General features: G+C 34.9%; 18 protein-coding genes. 8 read left to right on the top strand and 10 right to left on the bottom strand.

The genetic code is table 11. The features are described 5' to 3' along the window. The first annotated feature begins 78 nt into the window (after positions 1-78). Positions 79-942 carry a YitT family protein gene (locus LG276_RS07885; RefSeq protein WP_224939081.1) on the top strand — a complete coding sequence of 288 codons (864 nt, stop codon included), beginning with the start codon at positions 79-81 and terminating at the stop codon, positions 940-942. 116 nt (positions 943-1,058) lie between these two features. Here the strand turns inward: LG276_RS07885 and LG276_RS07880 are convergent, their stop codons facing one another. Beyond that, positions 1,059-2,465, bottom strand: coding sequence for a SpoVR family protein (locus tag LG276_RS07880; RefSeq protein WP_251161271.1), 1,407 nt, complete (start codon positions 2,463-2,465; stop codon positions 1,059-1,061). Positions 2,466-2,667: 202 nt separating this feature from the next. After that, a complete protein-coding gene (locus tag LG276_RS07875; protein WP_224939079.1) occupies positions 2,668-3,012 on the bottom strand; it encodes a DUF3889 domain-containing protein in 345 nt (114 codons plus the stop codon). 198 nt (positions 3,013-3,210) lie between these two features. On the opposite strand from LG276_RS07875, the gene LG276_RS07870 reads away from it, so the two are divergent. Next, positions 3,211-3,462, top strand: coding sequence for a YhdB family protein (locus LG276_RS07870; protein ID WP_095369951.1), 252 nt, complete (start codon positions 3,211-3,213; stop codon positions 3,460-3,462). Positions 3,463-3,510: 48 nt separating this feature from the next. On the opposite strand, the gene LG276_RS07865 is transcribed toward LG276_RS07870, so the two are convergent. The 4 genes from LG276_RS07865 to LG276_RS07850 form a co-directional block, all read right to left on the bottom strand. Beyond that, a complete protein-coding gene (locus LG276_RS07865; RefSeq protein ID WP_224939078.1) occupies positions 3,511-4,143 on the bottom strand; it encodes a response regulator transcription factor in 633 nt (210 codons plus the stop codon). 16 nt (positions 4,144-4,159) lie between these two features. Continuing rightward, complete coding sequence (locus tag LG276_RS07860) at positions 4,160-5,278, bottom strand: GAF domain-containing sensor histidine kinase (RefSeq protein ID WP_251161270.1); 1,119 nt, start codon at positions 5,276-5,278, stop codon at positions 4,160-4,162. A gap of 348 nt (positions 5,279-5,626) precedes the next feature. Further along, positions 5,627-7,363, bottom strand: coding sequence for a phospho-sugar mutase (locus LG276_RS07855; protein WP_251161269.1), 1,737 nt, complete (start codon positions 7,361-7,363; stop codon positions 5,627-5,629). Between the two features lie 230 nt (positions 7,364-7,593). Further along, the gene (locus tag LG276_RS07850; RefSeq protein WP_224939075.1) at positions 7,594-9,138 is read right to left on the bottom strand and encodes a bifunctional GNAT family N-acetyltransferase/carbon-nitrogen hydrolase family protein; all 1,545 of its coding nucleotides are present in this window, start codon (positions 9,136-9,138) and stop codon (positions 7,594-7,596) included. Between the two features lie 263 nt (positions 9,139-9,401). Between LG276_RS07850 and LG276_RS07845 the strand changes: the two genes are divergently transcribed. Next, a complete protein-coding gene (locus tag LG276_RS07845) occupies positions 9,402-9,848 on the top strand; it encodes a disulfide oxidoreductase (protein ID WP_251161268.1) in 447 nt (148 codons plus the stop codon). Continuing rightward, the gene (locus LG276_RS07840; protein ID WP_224939073.1) at positions 9,845-10,318 is read left to right on the top strand and encodes a thioredoxin family protein; all 474 of its coding nucleotides are present in this window, start codon (positions 9,845-9,847) and stop codon (positions 10,316-10,318) included. The genes LG276_RS07845 and LG276_RS07840 overlap by 4 nt, the downstream gene beginning before the upstream one ends. Before the next feature lie 79 nt (positions 10,319-10,397). Here LG276_RS07840 and LG276_RS07835 read toward each other — a convergent pair whose 3' ends face one another. Continuing rightward, on the bottom strand, positions 10,398-10,769 hold the full coding sequence (locus LG276_RS07835; RefSeq protein ID WP_224939072.1) for a DUF5365 family protein: 372 nt from the start codon (positions 10,767-10,769) through the stop codon (positions 10,398-10,400). Between the two features lie 212 nt (positions 10,770-10,981). Here LG276_RS07835 and LG276_RS07830 point away from each other — a divergent pair, with 212 nt between their 5' ends. Next, positions 10,982-11,893, top strand: coding sequence for an RluA family pseudouridine synthase (locus tag LG276_RS07830; RefSeq protein ID WP_251161267.1), 912 nt, complete (start codon positions 10,982-10,984; stop codon positions 11,891-11,893). A 192-nt stretch (positions 11,894-12,085) separates the two neighbouring features. Here LG276_RS07830 and LG276_RS07825 read toward each other — a convergent pair whose 3' ends face one another. The 3 genes from LG276_RS07825 to LG276_RS07815 form a co-directional block, all read right to left on the bottom strand. Next, positions 12,086-12,346, bottom strand: coding sequence for a GlsB/YeaQ/YmgE family stress response membrane protein (locus LG276_RS07825; protein ID WP_224939070.1), 261 nt, complete (start codon positions 12,344-12,346; stop codon positions 12,086-12,088). A 111-nt stretch (positions 12,347-12,457) separates the two neighbouring features. Continuing rightward, positions 12,458-13,276, bottom strand: coding sequence for an aldo/keto reductase (locus tag LG276_RS07820; RefSeq protein ID WP_251161266.1), 819 nt, complete (start codon positions 13,274-13,276; stop codon positions 12,458-12,460). Position 13,277: 1 nt separating this feature from the next. Then, the gene (locus tag LG276_RS07815) at positions 13,278-15,545 is read right to left on the bottom strand and encodes a UvrD-helicase domain-containing protein (protein WP_251161265.1); all 2,268 of its coding nucleotides are present in this window, start codon (positions 15,543-15,545) and stop codon (positions 13,278-13,280) included. 451 nt (positions 15,546-15,996) lie between these two features. On the opposite strand from LG276_RS07815, the gene LG276_RS07810 reads away from it, so the two are divergent. The 3 genes from LG276_RS07810 (at position 15,997) to LG276_RS07800 (ending at position 19,108) form a co-directional block, all read left to right on the top strand. Further along, positions 15,997-16,614 (top strand): DUF47 domain-containing protein, encoded by a 618-nt coding sequence (locus tag LG276_RS07810; protein ID WP_095369963.1) that lies wholly within the window; start codon positions 15,997-15,999, stop codon positions 16,612-16,614. A gap of 13 nt (positions 16,615-16,627) precedes the next feature. After that, positions 16,628-17,626, top strand: coding sequence for an inorganic phosphate transporter (locus LG276_RS07805; protein ID WP_224939067.1), 999 nt, complete (start codon positions 16,628-16,630; stop codon positions 17,624-17,626). A gap of 186 nt (positions 17,627-17,812) precedes the next feature. Beyond that, positions 17,813-19,108 carry an NCS2 family permease gene (locus LG276_RS07800; protein WP_251161264.1) on the top strand — a complete coding sequence of 432 codons (1,296 nt, stop codon included), beginning with the start codon at positions 17,813-17,815 and terminating at the stop codon, positions 19,106-19,108. The last annotated feature ends 9 nt before the right edge of the window (positions 19,109-19,117 follow it).

Genomic DNA, 19,117 nt, shown 5'->3' with positions numbered 1-19,117 from the left:
GTTTACAAAAATAATATTTTACACATAATAACAAAAATCATACGAACAAAGCTTCTTCAACAGAAAGTAGGATTTTTCATGATAAAAGCACTCTTCAACCGTAAAGCATATTTTATCTATAACTACATAATGATCATCGCTGGTGCTACACTTGCTGCTTTATCAATTGAATTATTTCTTATACCAAACCTGATTATAGATGGTGGCATTATTGGTATTTCCTTAATCGTTAACCATTTAACAACCATCCATTTCGGTGTATTATTTATTTGTTTTAATATTCCTTTTTTAATTGCTGGCTATAAGCTATTAGGAAAAAGTTTTTTTCTTGCTTCCTTAATAGGCATTATCTCTTTAGCAGGAGTCGAATCATTCTTTCATCATACCTCTCCTTTTACATCTACCCCGTTACTGGCAACAGTATTCGGAGGTGTCATCCTAGGAGCAGGAGTGGGGCTAGTCATTCGACATGGTGGTGCGTTAGATGGGACTGATATTATGGCTATTCTTTTAACAAAAAAAATCCCCTTTTCTATAGGGGAATTTATCATGTTCTTTAATATTTTCGTTTTTGTCTGGGCAGGATTCGTCTTAGGGTGGGAACAAGCCATGTATTCAATCATCACTTACTATATTGCTTCTAAAACGATTGATATGGTTGTACAAGGTTTTGAAGGAGATACGAAAGCTGTGCTCATCGTTTCTGACCATTATAAGGAGATGGCTGATTGTATTATTACAAAGCTAGGAAGAAGTGTGACGAAATTGAACGGCAAAGGTGGATATATTAATACTGATAAAGAAATTATTTATGTTGTTGTGACTCGATTAGAAATATCTAAACTTAAAACTATCATTGCTGAGATTGATCCTCTTGCTTTTACAACCATTATGGACACACAAGAAGCACGAGGTAGTAAATTCAAATCTGCTCTTCATTAGTTTTAAAATACTGCCATTCATCTATTGCAGTTTAACCCCACCCATAAAAAATACGAACAGATGAGAATTTCAACTGTTCGTATTTGTCATAATTATTGAATTTTCAGCGGGCATCTTTATAGATATTTTCTATGAAGCGCCTTTCCATCATAAGTAAAAACCATTTCCTTCTCTTCTACAATTGTTTCCATATGAACCGCTCTCCCCCATAACTGATATACATAAGGCAGAACTTTCTCTAAATATTTCAAATCAAGCTCAATCCCTTCAAACCAGTGCTTTAAATACAATTCACCGTTTTTCATATAATCTCCATCATTTACCGTCAGATAAGGAAATCCTCCATTGACTCTCATACTAACTAGCTGATCACGGACATTTTCCCATCCTTTATCGACAACTTTATAATCTTTTCCTTGCTTTTGGAATAAATACATATCCTCTCTCATCACTAAATCTTTTGTTAAGTAATTACGGATAAACGAGATATCAGATTCAATTTCTCGTACTTCAAACATTTTTTCCCTACCAGAGCCAACCTCTACTCCTCTCTCAATCATTTCTTCCGTAGGGTGATTATATCGCTCTTCAATATCCTCAAAGATCTTCAAGCCAAGGTAATAAGGATTGATACTGGTTTTTGATGGTTGCACAACACCAGCATTTAATTTCGCAAATTCCAAAGCTTCTCCAGAAGTAAGATCCATCTCCCTTAAAATTCGTTGATGCCAAAAGGATGCCCAGCCTTCGTTCATAATTTTCGTCTCAAGTTGTGGCCAAAAGTAGAGCATCTCTTCTCGCATCATTGTTAAGATATCTCTCTGCCAATCAGTCAATTCACGACTGTATTGTTCAATGAATAAAAGAATATCTTTTTCTGGCTTAGGTGGGAACTTCTTCATTTTTTTCTTTTTCTGTTTTACTTCTTTTGGATCAAGTCCCCATAAATCGTCATAAGGCGTTTCAACATGGAAAGACGAGCTCTCTTCTTCTTCTTCATGATCCCAAATAAATTTCGGACGCATAAGAGAAGGATCTATATGTTCTTCGATAGCTAAAATGGCATCTAAAAATGTCTCTACTTCTTTTTTTCCATAGTCAATTTCATATTTTCTAATACGCTCTGCCGTAGCAGACATGCTTTCAACCATATCTCTCTTTGTATTTTGGAATCGAACATTATTTTTAAAAAAGTCACAGTGAGCAAGAACATGTGCGACAATTAATTTGTTTTGAATTAAAGAGTTGGAATTTAATAAAAAAGCATAACATGGATCAGAGTTAATCACCAATTCATATATTTTCGACAAACCGAGATCATAATGTAGTTTCATCTTAAAAAATTGCTTTCCAAAACTCCAGTGTGAAAATCTTGTTGGCATCCCATAAGCACCAAAAGTATAAATGATCTCTGCTGGACATACCTCATATCTCATCGGATAAAAATCCAGCCCAAAACCTGTGGCGATTTCTGTGATTTCGTCTATTGCATATTCTAACGATTTGTGTTCACTACCAAGCATTCTCTCACTCCCTATCTTCACCTTTAACATAATCTATGATAGAAAAAAGAGAATGATGAGTATACTTCAGTCTTCAAACAAGACTTTTAGTGATCTATTTAATCCTTATTTAGACAAACAAAGGATGCCCTTAAAATGAGCATCCTTTGTGAAATAATTATTTTTTTCTAAAAGAAGTCGATAGGAGTTTACTACATTCTTTTCACTTTCGCTCCTGCTCTTCAACCGTTAAATTTAAGAATTTACTATCGTCTAGTCGATGAGTTACTTTAACAAGCACAGTCAAATCTTTTCCATCCTCTTTTACTTGAAATATAAAAGTATCAATGACTTCATTTTCTGAAATCATCCGTCTTCCAGCATACTGATAATCAACAACTTCTTCTTCTGGGTAATCTTCCTTCACAACCGCTGTTGCAATTCTGCCGTATTTTTTATAATCGACTTTTTCTTTATGTTCTCCATGTGTATGTACGTCGGCAAATACCGGTGCCTGAATGTAGTTTAAACATACTACAGTAAGTAACAATAAAAGTAGCTTTTTCATACAATAAACCCCCGTTTATCTAAAATTACTACTTCTATCTTTTTCAAATTGCAACTCGATTATGTATCAATGAAAGAATTTATTTTTATACAGGTAAAACTTGATAAACGTGAAATAACAGGTTGACCAAATTTTTGGTTGAAAAAATAATTCATTATGGCTCAAACTATTCTTAACTCCCAAGGGAGGAGAATGAAAATGAATAAAGTGGATTATGACCGTGCGTTATATTATACTCACCGTTCCGAATGGGATAATTTACTCATTCTTATGGTTAGAACAAGTGATCAATTTTTAGCGAAAAAAATCGAGCATTTTCTACATGCGTACAATTTTGAAAAAGATTACACGATTATCGAACAGCATCTATATACACTTCTACGTTATATTGATCACGCCAATCAATTATCGGAAGAAGAAATGAAAACAGCTTCACCCTATTTTATGTAGAATTCCACCAATAATGTAAGAGCACTATCTATTTATAGTGCTCTTCTTTTACATGACAAAGTTATTTTTCACTGCAAAAATGGCCGCTTGCGTGCGGTCATCGACGTCTAACTTGGATAATATATGAGACACATGTGTTTTTACCGTTTTCTCTGTAATAAATAATTCAGCCGCTATTTCTTTATTGGATTTACCTTTTCCCATTTCGGATAATACTTCTTTTTCTCTTTTTGTAAGTTCATGCCATAAATGTATATCCTCATTTTCATGTGAGAATTTTGACATTAAATGAGTTGTCGCTTTAGGATGAATATAATTTTCCCCATCCATTATTTCATTCATCGTTTTTACAAGCTCATCTGGTTCAACATCCTTAAGTTGATAACCTGATGCACCGGCTGCTATTGCAGGGATACAATGGCTTTGATCTGAATAACTTGTCAGTATGAGTATTTTTACTTGGGGAAATTTCTTCCTAATTGCTTTAGTTGCTTCGATTCCATTCATGTCAGGCATATCAAGATCCATTAAAATAAGATCTGGCATACATTGTTCTGTTAATTTTATTGCTTCCTCTCCAGTACTTCCTTCACCAACAATATGGATATCCTTTTGTGTATTCAAAAAAAAGATAAGCCCTTTTCTTACAACATGATGATCGTCAATAATTAATACATTCACCCGTTAGACCCTCCTCTTAATTGAACAGGCGTATAGTGATTTTCGTTCCCTTCCCTTCACTAGTAGATACATCCATGGTACCATTCCGTCGTTCAGCTCGTTGACGCATATTTCTCAATCCATGAGAAGGTAAGAATACAGATGGACTGTAATTAAAACCTACACCATGATCAGTTATACTCATCTGTATTATCTGTTTATCCTGGTTGAAATCAATTGCAATATCAATCTTATCCTGACCAGAATGCTTCTTACAATTCATCATTGCCTCTTGAGCTATCCTCCATAAAGTTTCTTCTGTTTGTGGAGAAATATTTGTTAATGTATTAACATGACAATGTAACTGAAGCCCAAGCATTTCACTGTATTCTTTTAATGATGTGAGCAACCCGTTTTCTAGACTTTTTGGTTTTAACTGCCAGATCAGATCACGCATTTCATGAAGGGCTTGTTGGGAAAGCTCTTGTATATAAGTAAATGTTTCTTGAACAGTTTTAGATTTTGTTATTTCCCTTCCTCCTCGAGCCGTTAAACTAACCGAAAATAACAACTGATTGACAGAGTCATGCAATTCCTGTGCAAGACGATTTCTTTCCTCAATAAGTGCCATTTCTCGTTCCCTCGCAGTTAATGCCATTCTTTTTAATGTCGACCCTATTTGAAAAGCAACAGATTCTAATAAAGAAAGTTCCTTTTCTGAGAAATGAATTTTATTCGGAGCTCCTACATTTAAAATGCCGAACATTTCTTCACCAAAGCGAAGGGGAACTGTTGCATGGTGGGTTAAACCTTCAATGTCAGCATATCCATTCTTTTTTGCCTCTTCAATTCTTTTACAGTTGATAATATTACTCGCACGATTTAATTCACCGTTATTGTAACGGTTTACACACCAGCATTCTTTCGAACACATCGGAGCTAATTGATTCGTTGTTAATGCTTGGGGCAATTGATGATGTGCGATTAGCGTTGGTTCATGCTTTTTGATTAAAAAAAGCCAGCCTGTTTTTAATTGAGTGACTTGTAGCAATCTTTCTAATACTGCAGACAATGTTTCTTTCATTTCGCTTCCTTCATTAAGTAATTCCGCTATTTCCTTAAGTATGACTGCTTCACGAATTTGTTGATCCGCCATTCTCTTTAACCCTCACTTTATGACTATTATAACGAGTATTTATGTAATGATCTTCATTCACAACGATGAAATTTTCTCAGCCTAAGGTCGTATATATGAAGCTTATTTGATACTACTTCTAACTGAAATTAGTGAATGTTCAGCAATTATCCACGACACGCAAATCCACTTTCCTTGGCTTCCAATCAGCTAGTGCTAAAACAAATCTTTACTACAATGATCTCTTTAATGTCCTTTACTTTTATTTACCCTAGGGCTAATGAGGGGTTAACAAGGCCATTACTTGAATAAAAAAATCGAACATATTCTCATCCTTTAAGATTTGAATGATGTTCGAATTTTTTAGTTTTACAATTCCTCTTGTATCAACTGTTCCACTTTCTTCATTAGTTCCACTTGAACATGGTCAAGCTTTTCTTGACTCAAGCTTAATGATTCGCTTTTAACACCAAAATAAAACTTAATTTTTGGTTCCGTTCCTGATGGGCGTAAACAAATCCAAGTACCATCAGCGAAGAAGTACTTTAATACATTAGATTTCGGAAGATGAATAGCCGAACGACGACCATTTTCTGTGCGAATACTTGTTAAATAATCTTCTGTCGCGATATGACTAAGACCTTCTATATCAATTGAAGATATATTTCTAAACGTGGAGAGTATGTTTGCAATTGTTTCTGTACCTGCTTTGCCTTTTAAAGTTATCGACTTTAATCCTTCACGGAAATAACCATACTTTGCATAAATCATCATTAATACATCATATAGTGTTTGACCCTTTTCTTTATAAAAAGCAGCTGCTTCAGCAATTAATAGTGCAGCTTGAACAGCATCCTTATCTCTAGCAAAATCACCAATCAAATAACCATAGCTTTCTTCATAACCAAAAAGGAATTTATACTCACCTGTTGTTTCATATTCTTTTATTTTCTCAGCAATAAATTTAAAGCCTGTAAGTACATCTTTTGTAGTTAAACCAAACGAAGCTGCAATTTCTCTTCCTAGCTCTGAAGTTACAATTGTTTTTAGGACAATTCCATTTGACGGAATGCTATCTTTATCCTTCTTTTGTGTTAGCATGTAGTAAAGAATTAGAGCACCTGTCTGATTGCCTGTCAGAAGCTCATACTCATTCTTATCATTTTTAACTGCTATTCCTAATCTATCCGCATCAGGGTCAGTAGCAATAAGTAAATCCGCATCTACCTCTTCCCCTTTTTTTATAGCCAACGTAAACGCAGACCTTTCTTCAGGATTAGGGCTGTCTACTGTAGGAAAATCACCATCAGGTTTTTCTTGTTCCTCTACAATATGAACATGCTTATAATTCAAGCTTGCAAGCCCTTCTCTAACCGGTTTATTGCCCGTGCCATGTAATGGAGAAAATACGATAGAAAGATCCGTTTTTTCACCTATAGAACGGTCTTCTGAAATTGTCTGTAACTTTTGAACATAAGCACGATCAATAGATGAACCAATCGTAACAATCAGTTCTCTCTCTCTTAACAGTGCTTCTTCTTCTACTTCAATAAGTAACTCGTTTTCAATTTGATTTACTTTTGCTATAACTGTATCGGCATCTTCTGGTATCAATTGTGCTCCATCCGGCCCATATACTTTGAAACCATTGTATTCTTTTGGATTATGACTAGCCGTAATGACAATACCAGCATATGCATGCAAATATCTTACAGCAAACGAAAGTTCAGGTGTGGGTCTTAACTCATCGAAGATATATGTTTGAATATCATTTGAAGCAAGCGTTTTTGCCGCTTCTAAAGCAAATTCTGGTGACATATGTCTTGAATCATGGGCAATCACTACACCTCTTGCTTTTGCTTCCTGTCCCTTTTCAATTATGTATTTGGCTAAACCGTAAGATGCTTTTCTAACGGTATAAATATTCATTCTATTTGTGCCTACACCAATCTCTCCTCTCATCCCACCTGTTCCGAACTCGAGGTCTTTATAAAATGCATCTTCTAAGTGGTTTTCATTGTCATTTAATTGAATTAATTCTTCTTTCATTTCAGTAGTCAATTGCGAATATGTATTCCATCTATCTACATTGCTTTTCCAATCCATCGTTTTCCCCCCTGGTTAAATACCTCTTTCCATTATCGACTAAATTAATCCATTTTGTAAGCTATTCTCTCTTATTAAAAATAGTGGATTTTTATAAAATTTTCAATCAATTACTGCGGTTTCTATTTCAATTTCTTTAAAGGATATATCCCTAAGAGTCCACATTCATCATTTCCCAAAAAGAACACGAACAAATAAATTTGTTCGTGCAGGATAGCTGTCTATAGAATTTATTTATGATTACGATATTGAATTTGATAAATATCATGCCTTCTATCTTTCAAATGTCTTACTGTACCGTCTTGTCTTTTCCTTCTTAATACCTCTAGGTCTACATCACCAATTTGCACCATTTCAATATTTGCATTCGTCTCCCCGACAATTCCATCCTTAGCAAACTCGAAATCTGAAGGTGAAAAAATCGCTGATTGTGCATACTGTATATCCATATTTTCTGTTTGTGGTAAATTCCCGACTGTACCTGATATTGCTGTATAAATTTGATTTTCAATGGCCCGAGCTTGTGCACAGTATCGAACACGTAAATAACCTTCTCTGTCCTCTGTACAAAAAGGAACGAATATAATTTTTGCTCCCATATCAGTCGCAATTCGCGCTAATTCTGGGAATTCAATATCATAACAAATTTGAATCGCAATTTTTCCACAATCCGTATCAAAAACGCGGACAGCGTCACCAGGGGATATCCCCCACCATTTTCTTTCATTAGGCGTAATATGGAGTTTATATTGCTTTTCAATCGTACCATCACGTCTAAATAAATAGGCGATATTATAAATTTTATCCTCATCCTCTTTTACAAAATGAGATCCACCTATAATATTTATGTTATACCTAACTGCTAAATCAGTGAATAATTGAATATACTCTTCTGTATACTCAGTAAGCTTCCTTATAGCAAGACTCGGTACTTTCTCGTCCAGAAATGACATTAATTGCGTCGTAAATATCTCTGGAAAAACTGCGAAGTCCGCTTCTGCATCTGAGGCAACATCTGTGAAATACTCGACTTGACTGGCGAAGTCTTCGAACGATTGAATTTGACGCATCATATATTGTACAACACAAATTCTAACTGGATAACTTGTTTTATAAAATCTTTTCGTTGTTGATTTATAATCAACATTATTCCATTCCATTAACGTTGCGTATTTATTGGATTGCCTATCATCTGGCAAGTAATTAGGATTTATCCTCATTAGTGTAAAACCATTTAATAATTGAAAGGATAGTACAGGGTCATATATTTTATGAAGGGATACTTCATTAACATATTCTCTCGGACTCATCTCTTTTGCATGCTTATGATAATTAGGGATTCGCCCTCCAATAATAATACTCTTGAGATTTAACTCCCGAGCTAGCTCCTTTCTTTGCTCGTATAGACGGTGACCAATCTTCATTCTACGATATTCAGGATGAACCATTACTTCAATACCATACAGATTGTAGCCATCATCATTATGGTTAGTTATATAACCGTCATCAGTGACATCAGCCCAAGTATGGCGATCATCATATTCATCAAAATTAATAATTAAACTGGAACAAGAACCAATGATTTCACCATCATACTCTGCTACAAATTGTCCTTCCGAAAATATATTTAAATGGCTTTCAAGGTGATCTCTTTTCCATGGATCCATTCCTGGAAAACATACCTCTTGTAGCGCAATAATTTTATCGATATCTTCTTCTCTCATGTTTCTAATAATCATTTTTTTCTCAAATTTGCTTAAATCTAATTTTCTCATAAATACTCCCCTTATTTTCATTGAAACAAACGTTTGTTACTCTTATACCCCTATTTACCCTTTTCTAATCTTGGTCAAATGTTCTCCCTATAGATTCGTTTGTCAACGCATAACTATGCTTGATTTGTGTTGATTTTATGACTTTTTATAGAATTTTCTCAAGCATCGTTTATTTTTACGTTAAAGAGACGTATAATTTGTTAAAATACGTTAGTATACATATTTTTCATTTCGCCTATAAATATGAAAAAAGGGAGAACGTTATGAAACCAACAGAAAAGAAGGATGCTAGGGAAAGTATTCTGTTTACAGCATGGGCTGCCTCAGTCATTGCTGTTTTCGGCAGTTTATATTTTTCCGAAATTAGACAGTATGAGCCATGTGAATTATGCTGGTACCAAAGAATTCTTATGTATCCTCTAATTGCCATTTTAGGCATAGCAGTAGTTAAAAAAGACTTTCGAATCAGCTTTTATACTATGATTTTATCTGGAATTGGAGGACTCATCTCTATTTACCATTACGGTATTCAAAAGCTTTCTTTTTTAACTGAAAGTGCTCCAGCATGTGGCAGAGTTCCTTGTACGGGACAGTATATTAACTGGTTTGGCTTTATCACTATTCCATTTCTAGCATTGGTTGCATTTATTATTATTTTTATTTGTAGTGTCATGATATGGAAAAAAACAAAGGGGGAGAAGACCAAATGAAAAAAATCATCATTTTCTTAGCAGTCATTATTATTCTTTTTGGCGGAGTTGCACTGTTAACAAAAATGCAGAACGATCAAAAAGTTTCAGGGGACAACCCTTATGGAACAACTGATTTAGAGCAAGAAACGATTGATCAGTTAGATGATCCTAATTATAGCAATATTGTGTTACCAGAGGATTTAGAGAGTCAATTAAGTGAAAGCGGCGAAGCTACGGTATACTTTTTTAGCCCAACATGCCCTCACTGCCAAAGAACAACTCCGATTGTTGCTCCTTTATCTGATGATATGGGCGTTGACTTATTACAATACAACTTACTAGAATTCGATCAAGGTTGGAATGACTTTGGTATTTCAGAAACACCAACTATTGTGCATTATGAAGATGGAAAAGAAGTAGCTCGTATTACAGGATACCAAGAAGAAGCTGTATTTCAAGATTGGTTTGAAGAAAACGTAACAGAATAAAAACGGATAAATAAAAAAAACGACCGAATGTTCATAAATAAATTTGGTCGTTTTTTTGTATTTCCCTTTTAAATGATTCTTACTGTAAGTATGCTTGGTCTATATTTATTGGCTCTTTTGTTTGTTCAGGAAGGAAATGATGAAAGGAAAATGGAAAAGAGATATCAAAACGATTTAAAATCTCAGTATTTCTTTTAAATAACTCACAATGTTCTTTCTTCAGCCCTGCATCTTCAAGGAGGTGCATTAAAGTTTGTAAACTAGCCAATACCGAATAAGCATCTCCTAAAGTTTCCATACACTTCTCTGTCGGCTTTAAAATATTCATGTCACCAAATGTCTGTAATTCTTTTTCTGAAAAATAATGAGGTAAAACATGATGAAACATTTTATCGACCAATGCTTCAATTTGCTCCTCTTGTTCTGTTGTTGCCGCAAAAACTACTTTCACAAGTAACCCACCTTTGTTCACTAATACTTCATGATTACCAATAGAATAGCATAAACTACTTTTGCCTCTCGGTGGTAATTATCACCATGATTTTATATACTATTGATGCAAATATCGTTTTCTACAAGAGAACTTGAATAATCCTTGTTAAATACACTTTCATCTATATGAATAAACACTATATGATATGCTTAAAAGGAAGGAAGTAAATAATGGTAACAGTAAGTAAAAAAGGAGAATGGTTTGAATTAACCATTCCAAAAAAATGGGCTGGTCAATCTGCAACGCAATTGTTTAGAGAGATTTGGGGCGCCCCTAAAAAGCTGACCCATCAAATGCGCATGGAGGGATGCGTAAAAAAGAATAACAACCCTATTGTATGGGAAAAGCCACTAATCCAAGGAGATCGGTTACAATTCAAACTTTTAACGGACCCTCAGGTAGAAACGCTTGAGAATGATGGTTTCTATACAGATGTAGATGTTAGGTACGAGGATGATCATTTAATCATTTTTAACAAACCTGCTGGGATGGAAACACACCCACACACCTTAGTTCAAAAAAATACCCTTTTAGATGCAGCCAAATATTATATGCAACTTCAGGGTGAATCTACTTACATTCGACATATTCACCGATTAGATAAGGAGACATCTGGAGTGATACTGTTTGCTAAACATTCTTTAGCAGGTGCTATCCTTGATACAGAACTTGCACAAAGATCTATCAAGCGCACGTATATGGCTCTCGTCCATGGCCAACTAAAAAGTAAACATGATAGTATTGAACTCCCTATCGGAAAGGATCGCCATCATTCCAATAAGCGGAGAGTCTCAACTACAGGGCAAAATGCCAAAACGACCTATGACGTCCAAGCTTATGATAGCAAAAACAATATTTCACTCATTACTTGTCAACTCGATACAGGCAGAACCCATCAAATTCGTGTCCATTTAAGTCATATCGGACATCCACTCGTTGGTGATCATTTATATGGAGGAAAGAACCTGCTAACTAGACAAGCATTACATGCTTATAAACTTGAATGGCAGCACCCCTTCACAAAAGAAAAACAGGAGATCACTTGTCCGGCACCAGCAGACTTCCGCTCATTATGTCCATAAAGGAAACAAAGTACAAAGTCTATTATCAGCTCTTTTATTTATCTATTTACAATCGATAATAAAAACACAAAACAACGAGCAAATTCGAAGTGAAGTGCTCCTTAAATTTAGCCATAAAAAAACTGCACCTCCAATTGTTAGCTCATGTTTCTAACAATTGGAGTACAGTTCAAATTGTTCGTTTTACTTATTTTAATCTGTCGATTTCCTCATGGACCTCATGATGAAACTTACGATAAAGGCAAGCACAATCGCACCAATGATCGCTGGAATTATAGCAAAATCTGCGATTACTGGTCCCCAGTCTCCTAAAATAAGAGTCCCTAACCAAGCTCCGATGAAGCCAGCAATAATATTGCCTATAACTCCTCCTGGGATATCTCTACCTGCGATTAAACTCGCTACCCAGCCGATAAGTCCACCTATAATTAATGACCATAAAAAGCTAAACAATGCTCTTCACTCCTTCATTACATCTATTTCATCTTCATTAGATGTACACTTAGGTTGTGAAAGCACTCAACGAATCATTCATTCAGTTTTTTCCTAATATGGAAATAGCAATTACAAATTGTCAGGATTTTTACCCATCCGTTTATTTTTATTATAATCGTCAATAACGCTCATATCCTCGTCAGACAGAGCAAAATCAAATATAGCTTGATTTTCCTCTAGCCTCTTTAATTTCGTTGTTTTAGGTATAACGATTACCTGTTTTTGTATATGCCAACGCAGAATAATTTGCGAGACTGTTTTATTATATTTTTTACTTAAGGTAACAAATTGTGGCTCCGAAGAAAGTTCACCTCTTGCAATTGGCGCCCACGCCTCAACTTGAATGTTGTTACTCCAGCAATATTCACGAAGTGGTTGTTGTGATAATTGCGGGTGCAACTCAACCTGATTGACCATTGGCATTATTTTTGCGACTTTTTTTAGTTCTTCTAAGTGATGTTCGTGAAAATTACTAACGCCTATTGCCTTTACTAACCCTTCTTCATACAAATACTCAAGTGCTCGCCACGTATCTTTATACTTATTTGGCATAGGCCAATGGATTAAATATAAATCAATATAAGATAAATGTAATTTTTTCAAACTTTTCTTAAAAGCTGCAATCGTCTGCTCATATCCATGATCATCATTCCAAACCTTTGTCGTAATAAACAGCTCTTCTCTAGGTATGCCACTTTGTTCAATTGCTCTACCAACACCTTCTTCATTATCATAGAAGCTTGCAGTATCGATTAAGCGATAACCTAGTTGAATCGCATTCCTTACGACATTTTCCACTTCCTTCCCTTCTTCTACTTTATATACACCTAAACCAAATTGGGGCATCAAGACCCCATTTGCTAATTTTACATTAGGTATTTTTACCATCTTAATCCTCCTCAAGTAAAAAGTCTGTTTTTTTATTTCCATAAAAATATAAACGATGAAGCGGTCTAGTCATTGCCACATATAACAACTGTATTTCTAAAGGAGCTTTTGAGGTAAATACTTCATCAATTGAAAAGATAAATACTACGTCAAACTCTAAACCTTTGGCTAAATAAGCCGGAACAATGACGACTGATTCTTTAGGAATTTGTCCATGTTCTCCTAGTAAATAAACCGGCATTTCGCCATTTTTTTCAAATTGTTGATAAAGCTTCATACAATCGTTCATCGTTTTCCCAATTAATGCAAAAGTTTTAAACCCTTCTTCTTTGACTTTAAGTAATTTAGCCTCTAGGACATGTATATAGTGCTTGCCTTCGCGGGATGGAATAAACTGCGGATGTTCTCCATGTCTAACAACTGGCTTTACTTCAGGAAAGGTATACGGCAGTTTTTTTAATATATGATTAGCTGCTTTCATAATTTCTACAGTAGTCCGGTAACTCTTCTGCAATTCTGTATAAGTGGCTCGAGGGAAAATCTCGGCTTTTACGTCCTCCCAAGATGTAAGCCCTCTATAAGAGTGTATACCTTGCGCTAAGTCTCCAACTAATGTAAACATATCGGTATCAGCTGCTTTCTTAAGAGAAAGAAGTTCCATGAACGTATAATCTTGCGCCTCATCGATGACTATGTTTTTTACTTTCCACTCTTTTTCAATTCCAAACAAATGAACCTGCAAATACAATAATAAAGCTAAATCTTCTCTTTCATACATTCGCCTCTTAAACAAGTCTTGTTGATAACGAATAATATTTTCTGCTTCTACTTGTGTTAACTGATTAAGTGAACGTTTCACTAATTGCTGTGGGTTTTGAAATAAATCTTTATAATAAGTCCAAATATTCTTTTTAGGAAATTGCTTCATATATGTAGCAACCGATGTCTTTATTGCCGTTGTCATCTCTTTCAACCTTGCTTCTTTCTTATCAAGGGCTTGTGAGACATATTTTTTTCTCTTCACGGGATCTTTCGCTTGATATAATGCTCTTTCAATTTTGTCATCATAAAACATTTCAATTTTCTCAAGCATTTTCTTTTTTTTATGTTTTATTTCATTTTGTAAAATCGAACGTAACTTATTTAGTCTCTTATACAAAGGTAAATAATAAAAATCTTCTTCCAATAATTTTACAAATCGCGCACTTTTATATAATCGATACTTATCAACATAAAAATCAGTAGGAGGATGAAAAGTTAGAAATATTTCTTTCATATATTCATTCAGTATGGTTTGAAAAACTTTAGATCCCTTCAATTTTGATATTTGAAGCGCATGAACTGTTTCCTTTTGATGATTTTTCTCTAACAATTGAATTAACTTATCGTCTTTTTTCAATTTTATATTTTTCTTTTGTAATGCTCCTATGACATAATCCTCGTACGTTTTTTGCTTAATATTCTCAACACCAAGCTCAGGTAGCGCTTCGGAAATATAATCAAGGAATAGATTACTTGGGGCAATAATCATCAATTGCTCAGGTTGAAAGTTTTCTTTGTATTGGAAGATAAAATAACTAATTCGGTGTAAAGCAATCGTCGTTTTACCACTTCCCGCACCGCCTTGAACGATGATAGGTTTATTCAAATCAGCTCTGATAACTTTATTTTGTTCCTCTTGTATAGTAGATACGATTTCTGTGAGGCGATTACTTGCACTTCCAGCTAGCGTTTCTTGTAGCAATTGATCATTTGTTGTCAAATCAATATCACGAATCTCAGTAAGGAGGCCACGCTCCATCATAAATTGTCTTTTTAATAAAAGCTCACCGTTAAAATTCTCTCCATTAGAGACATACGAAACATCCCCTAGTCTGCCTTCATAATAAAGATTTGCTATTGGTGAACGCCAATCGACAATTAATTGATCCTGATTTTCTCTTGAGTATAAAGATGTTTTTCCAATATAGATGACTTCTTCCACTGGTTGATCATCTCTGGAAAAATCAATTCTTGCAAAATATGGTTTCAGTCGGGACTTTTTCAAGCTTGATAGCTCTTCTTTTGACATATCAAAAAAGCGAGCATTCGTTAATAAAGACGAATAACCCAAACTGGAATCGACATCTTTAAAGGCTGCTTTCATATTGTCTTGAAAATTATCCTTCGATGTCTCTGCTGTTTTAATAACAGCTTCCATATATCTTTTGGTATATTCTAAGCGCTGGTTTTCTTCATTGTAATCGGGGTGTTGATGTACCGTTGTCATATCATTTACCTCCATTTTTATAATTAGCCGCTGATGGAGAGTAATCTGACGTTGTGTAAGTGAGAAGAAATATATATTATCAGAAAAATACATAACAATCAAATAAATGCGCAGTACTTTTAAGTCGCTCTAATATGAATAGATATTAATTAAGTTAAGGAATAATGTAAAAGTAAAGAAAAACTTTATTAATTTTTTGTAAAGGCGAATACAACAAATTCATGAAAGATAGAATAAATTTTACCCACTCACACTCTTATAAAGTCAGTAGTAACAGGGGATATGAAGATTTTTATTGAATAATAAGAAACATTACAATATGATTACAATTAAACACAATTCGACATTTTTCTTCTAGACCCGAAAATTACGCTTTATACAATAAAATTTTTCGTTTAAAATAATAACGTTTGAAGGGTTTATTTTCCGAAAATTACTGGGGGTATTAATGATGGTTTTTAAAAAACAAGATAAATTCAATAAATTGTTAAGTGATATTGCAATCAACTTAAAAGAAGGAGCAATGTATTTCGCCGATTATAAGCTAAATAACATTAGTGACTTGAAAATTTTCTCAGAAAAAATGAAAGAATACGAAACAAAAGGCGACACACTTGTTCATGAAACAATTAAAGAATTAAACAATGCCTTCATTACACCAATTGAAAGAGAAGATATTCTTCATCTTGCAATGGCTATGGATGACGTATTAGATGGTTTTGAACAAACAGCAGATTTATTTGAAATGTACTCCATCATTAATGCTGATGAATATATGTTGAAGTTTGTAGAAGCTATTCAACAAAGTGCAGTAGAAATTGAAAAATCAGTTGAGCTATTATCCTCTAAAAAGTTGCTAAAAATACGAGATCATGCAATTAAAATCAAAGACCTCGAATCAAAATGCGACGGCGTATTACGCCAATCTATTAAACATCTTTTTTCCGTTGAAAAAGATCCAATTCGCATCATTCAGAAAAAAGAAATTTACGAAAACCTAGAGGAAATTGCTGACAGCTGCCAAACAGTTGCCAACGCATTCGAAACAATTATAATGAAAAACGCGTGAGGAGCAATAACTAATGGATGCAATTTTAATTATCACAGTATTAATCGTCATTTTCGCTTTAATTTTTGACTTTATTAACGGATTTCACGATACAGCAAATGCTATTGCAACTTCAGTGTCAACGAAAGCTTTGAAACCTAGACACGCTATTATACTAGCTGCAACAATGAACTTTGTAGGTGCAATGACTTTTACAGGTGTAGCGAAAACGATTACGAAGGATATTGTCGATCCTTTCACATTACAAAATGGCTCAATTGTCATACTATCTGCCCTTATAGCAGCGATTTTCTGGAACCTATTGACTTGGTATTTCGGCATACCAAGTTCATCCTCTCATGCTTTAATTGGCTCAATTGCAGGTGCTGCCATTGCGTCAGCTGGGTTTTCTGCATTAAACTATAGTGGATTTATCGGTATCATACAGGCACTCATTTTTTCGCCACTGATTGCTTTTGCAGCCGGATTTATTATTTATAGCATTTTTAAAGTTGTTTTTAGAAATAATAATTTAACAAAGACAAATAGAAATTTTAGAACGATACAAATTTTCACTGCTGCATTGCAATCATATACCCACGGTACAAATGATGCACAAAAAGCGATGGGGATTATCACACTAGCGTTAATCTCCAATAACTATGTAACTTCTACGGACATTCCTTTTTGGGTCCAATTATCTTGTGCAATCGCGATGGGACTAGGTACATCTGTTGGTGGTTGGAAAATCATTAAAACAGTTGGCGGTAAAATCATGAAGATTCGCCCTGTTAACGGAGTAGCAGCAGACATTACGGGGGCAATGGTCATTTTTGGTGCAACCGCACTACATATGCCAGTTAGTACAACTCATGTTATTTCTTCATCTATCCTCGGTGTAGGTTCAGCCCATCGAGTAAAAGGAGTCAAATGGGGAACAGCACAACGTATGTTAATAACTTGGGTTATTACTTTGCCGATTTCAGCAACAATAGCTGGGTTAACTTATTTGATTTTGAGTTCTTTCTTATAATGCATACAAATCCTTAAGGGTTTACATCCTTAAGGATTTTTTTGTCTTCTTCTAATAAGAACTCATATATAACAAATACTATAAAGAACTTGAAAATCTTCATAAAAACGAATACTATAGTCCATGTGACCTTTTTTCGTTCGTATTATTACACACGACCATGTATTTACAGCTTGGAGGATTCTAATGTTTAAGTTAAAAGAAAACAATTCTACAGCAAAAACAGAAATACTCGCCGGTTTTACAACTTTTTTAACAATGGCATACATTGTTGTTGTTAACCCAGTCATTCTCTCTGACGCTGGTGTCCCATTTGATCAAGTCTTTACTGCAACAATTATTGCAGCAGTAGTTGGTACACTTTGGATGGCCCTTTTTGCTAATTATCCAATTGCTATCGCTCCCGGTATGGGATTAAATGCTTATTTCGCGTATTCTGTCGTTGGTGGGGGCTTAGATTATGTAACAGCTTTCGCTGCCGTATTCGTAGCAGGTCTCATCTTTGTGATTTTATCTTTAACTGCTTTTCGTGAAAAATTAATTGAAGCCATTCCAGAAAATTTAAAAGCAGGAATTTCTGCTGGTATTGGTTTATTTATTGCATTTGTTGGACTGCGAATGTCCGGCATTATTACAAGTGATCCTAGCAATCTTGTGGCTTTAGGGGATTTAACAGCAACTTCGGCAATATTAACGCTAGTTGGTTTAGTCATCACACTCATTTTAATCGCATTAAATGTATCTGGAGCACTGTTTTTCGGCATGATTATAACAGGCTTAATCGCGTTCTTTACTGGGCAACTACAGTTTAGTAACGGGCTAACATCTTTACCTTCGCTTCCAGAAGGCATTTTAGTATTCAATCCCATTTCAGCTATTGGGGACGTCATCACTCATGGTCTTTATGCGGTTGTTTTCTCGTTTTTATTAGTAACAATATTTGATACAACCGGAACAATGATTGGTGTTGCCCAACAAGCTGGTTTAATGAAGGGGAATAAATTGCCACGTGCAAGACAGGCTTTATTATCTGATTCATTAGCCACATCTGTCGGTTCTATGTTCGGAACAAGCCCTACAACTGCTTTCATTGAATCTTCTAGTGGGGTTGCAGCCGGTGGTCGAACCGGACTAACTTCTTTGACAGTAGGTATCCTTTTTATCGTTGCTGCATTCTTTAGTCCGCTTGTCAGTGCGGTTTCAGGCATTGCTGCCATTACTTCGCCTGCACTCATAATTGTTGGTAGCTTAATGATGGGAAGCTTAGTTAAAGTTAAATGGGGTGAGTTTGATGAAGCTTTCCCAGCGTTTTTAATTATTTTGACGATGCCGCTCACTTCTAGTATTGCTACAGGTATTGCACTCGGGTTTATAACACATCCCATCTTAAAAATATTTAAAGGCAAAGGTAAACAAGTTCATCCACTCGTTTATATTTTCGCTGTATTATTTCTCATTCAATTACTCTTTTTACCACATTAAAGTGGAAGG

Origin of the sequence: Cytobacillus kochii (assembly GCF_044790165.1) — a bacterium.
In the GTDB taxonomy this organism is placed as follows: domain Bacteria; phylum Bacillota; class Bacilli; order Bacillales; family Cytobacillaceae; genus Cytobacillus; species Cytobacillus kochii.
This window is presented reverse-complemented; position numbering and strand designations above follow the sequence as displayed.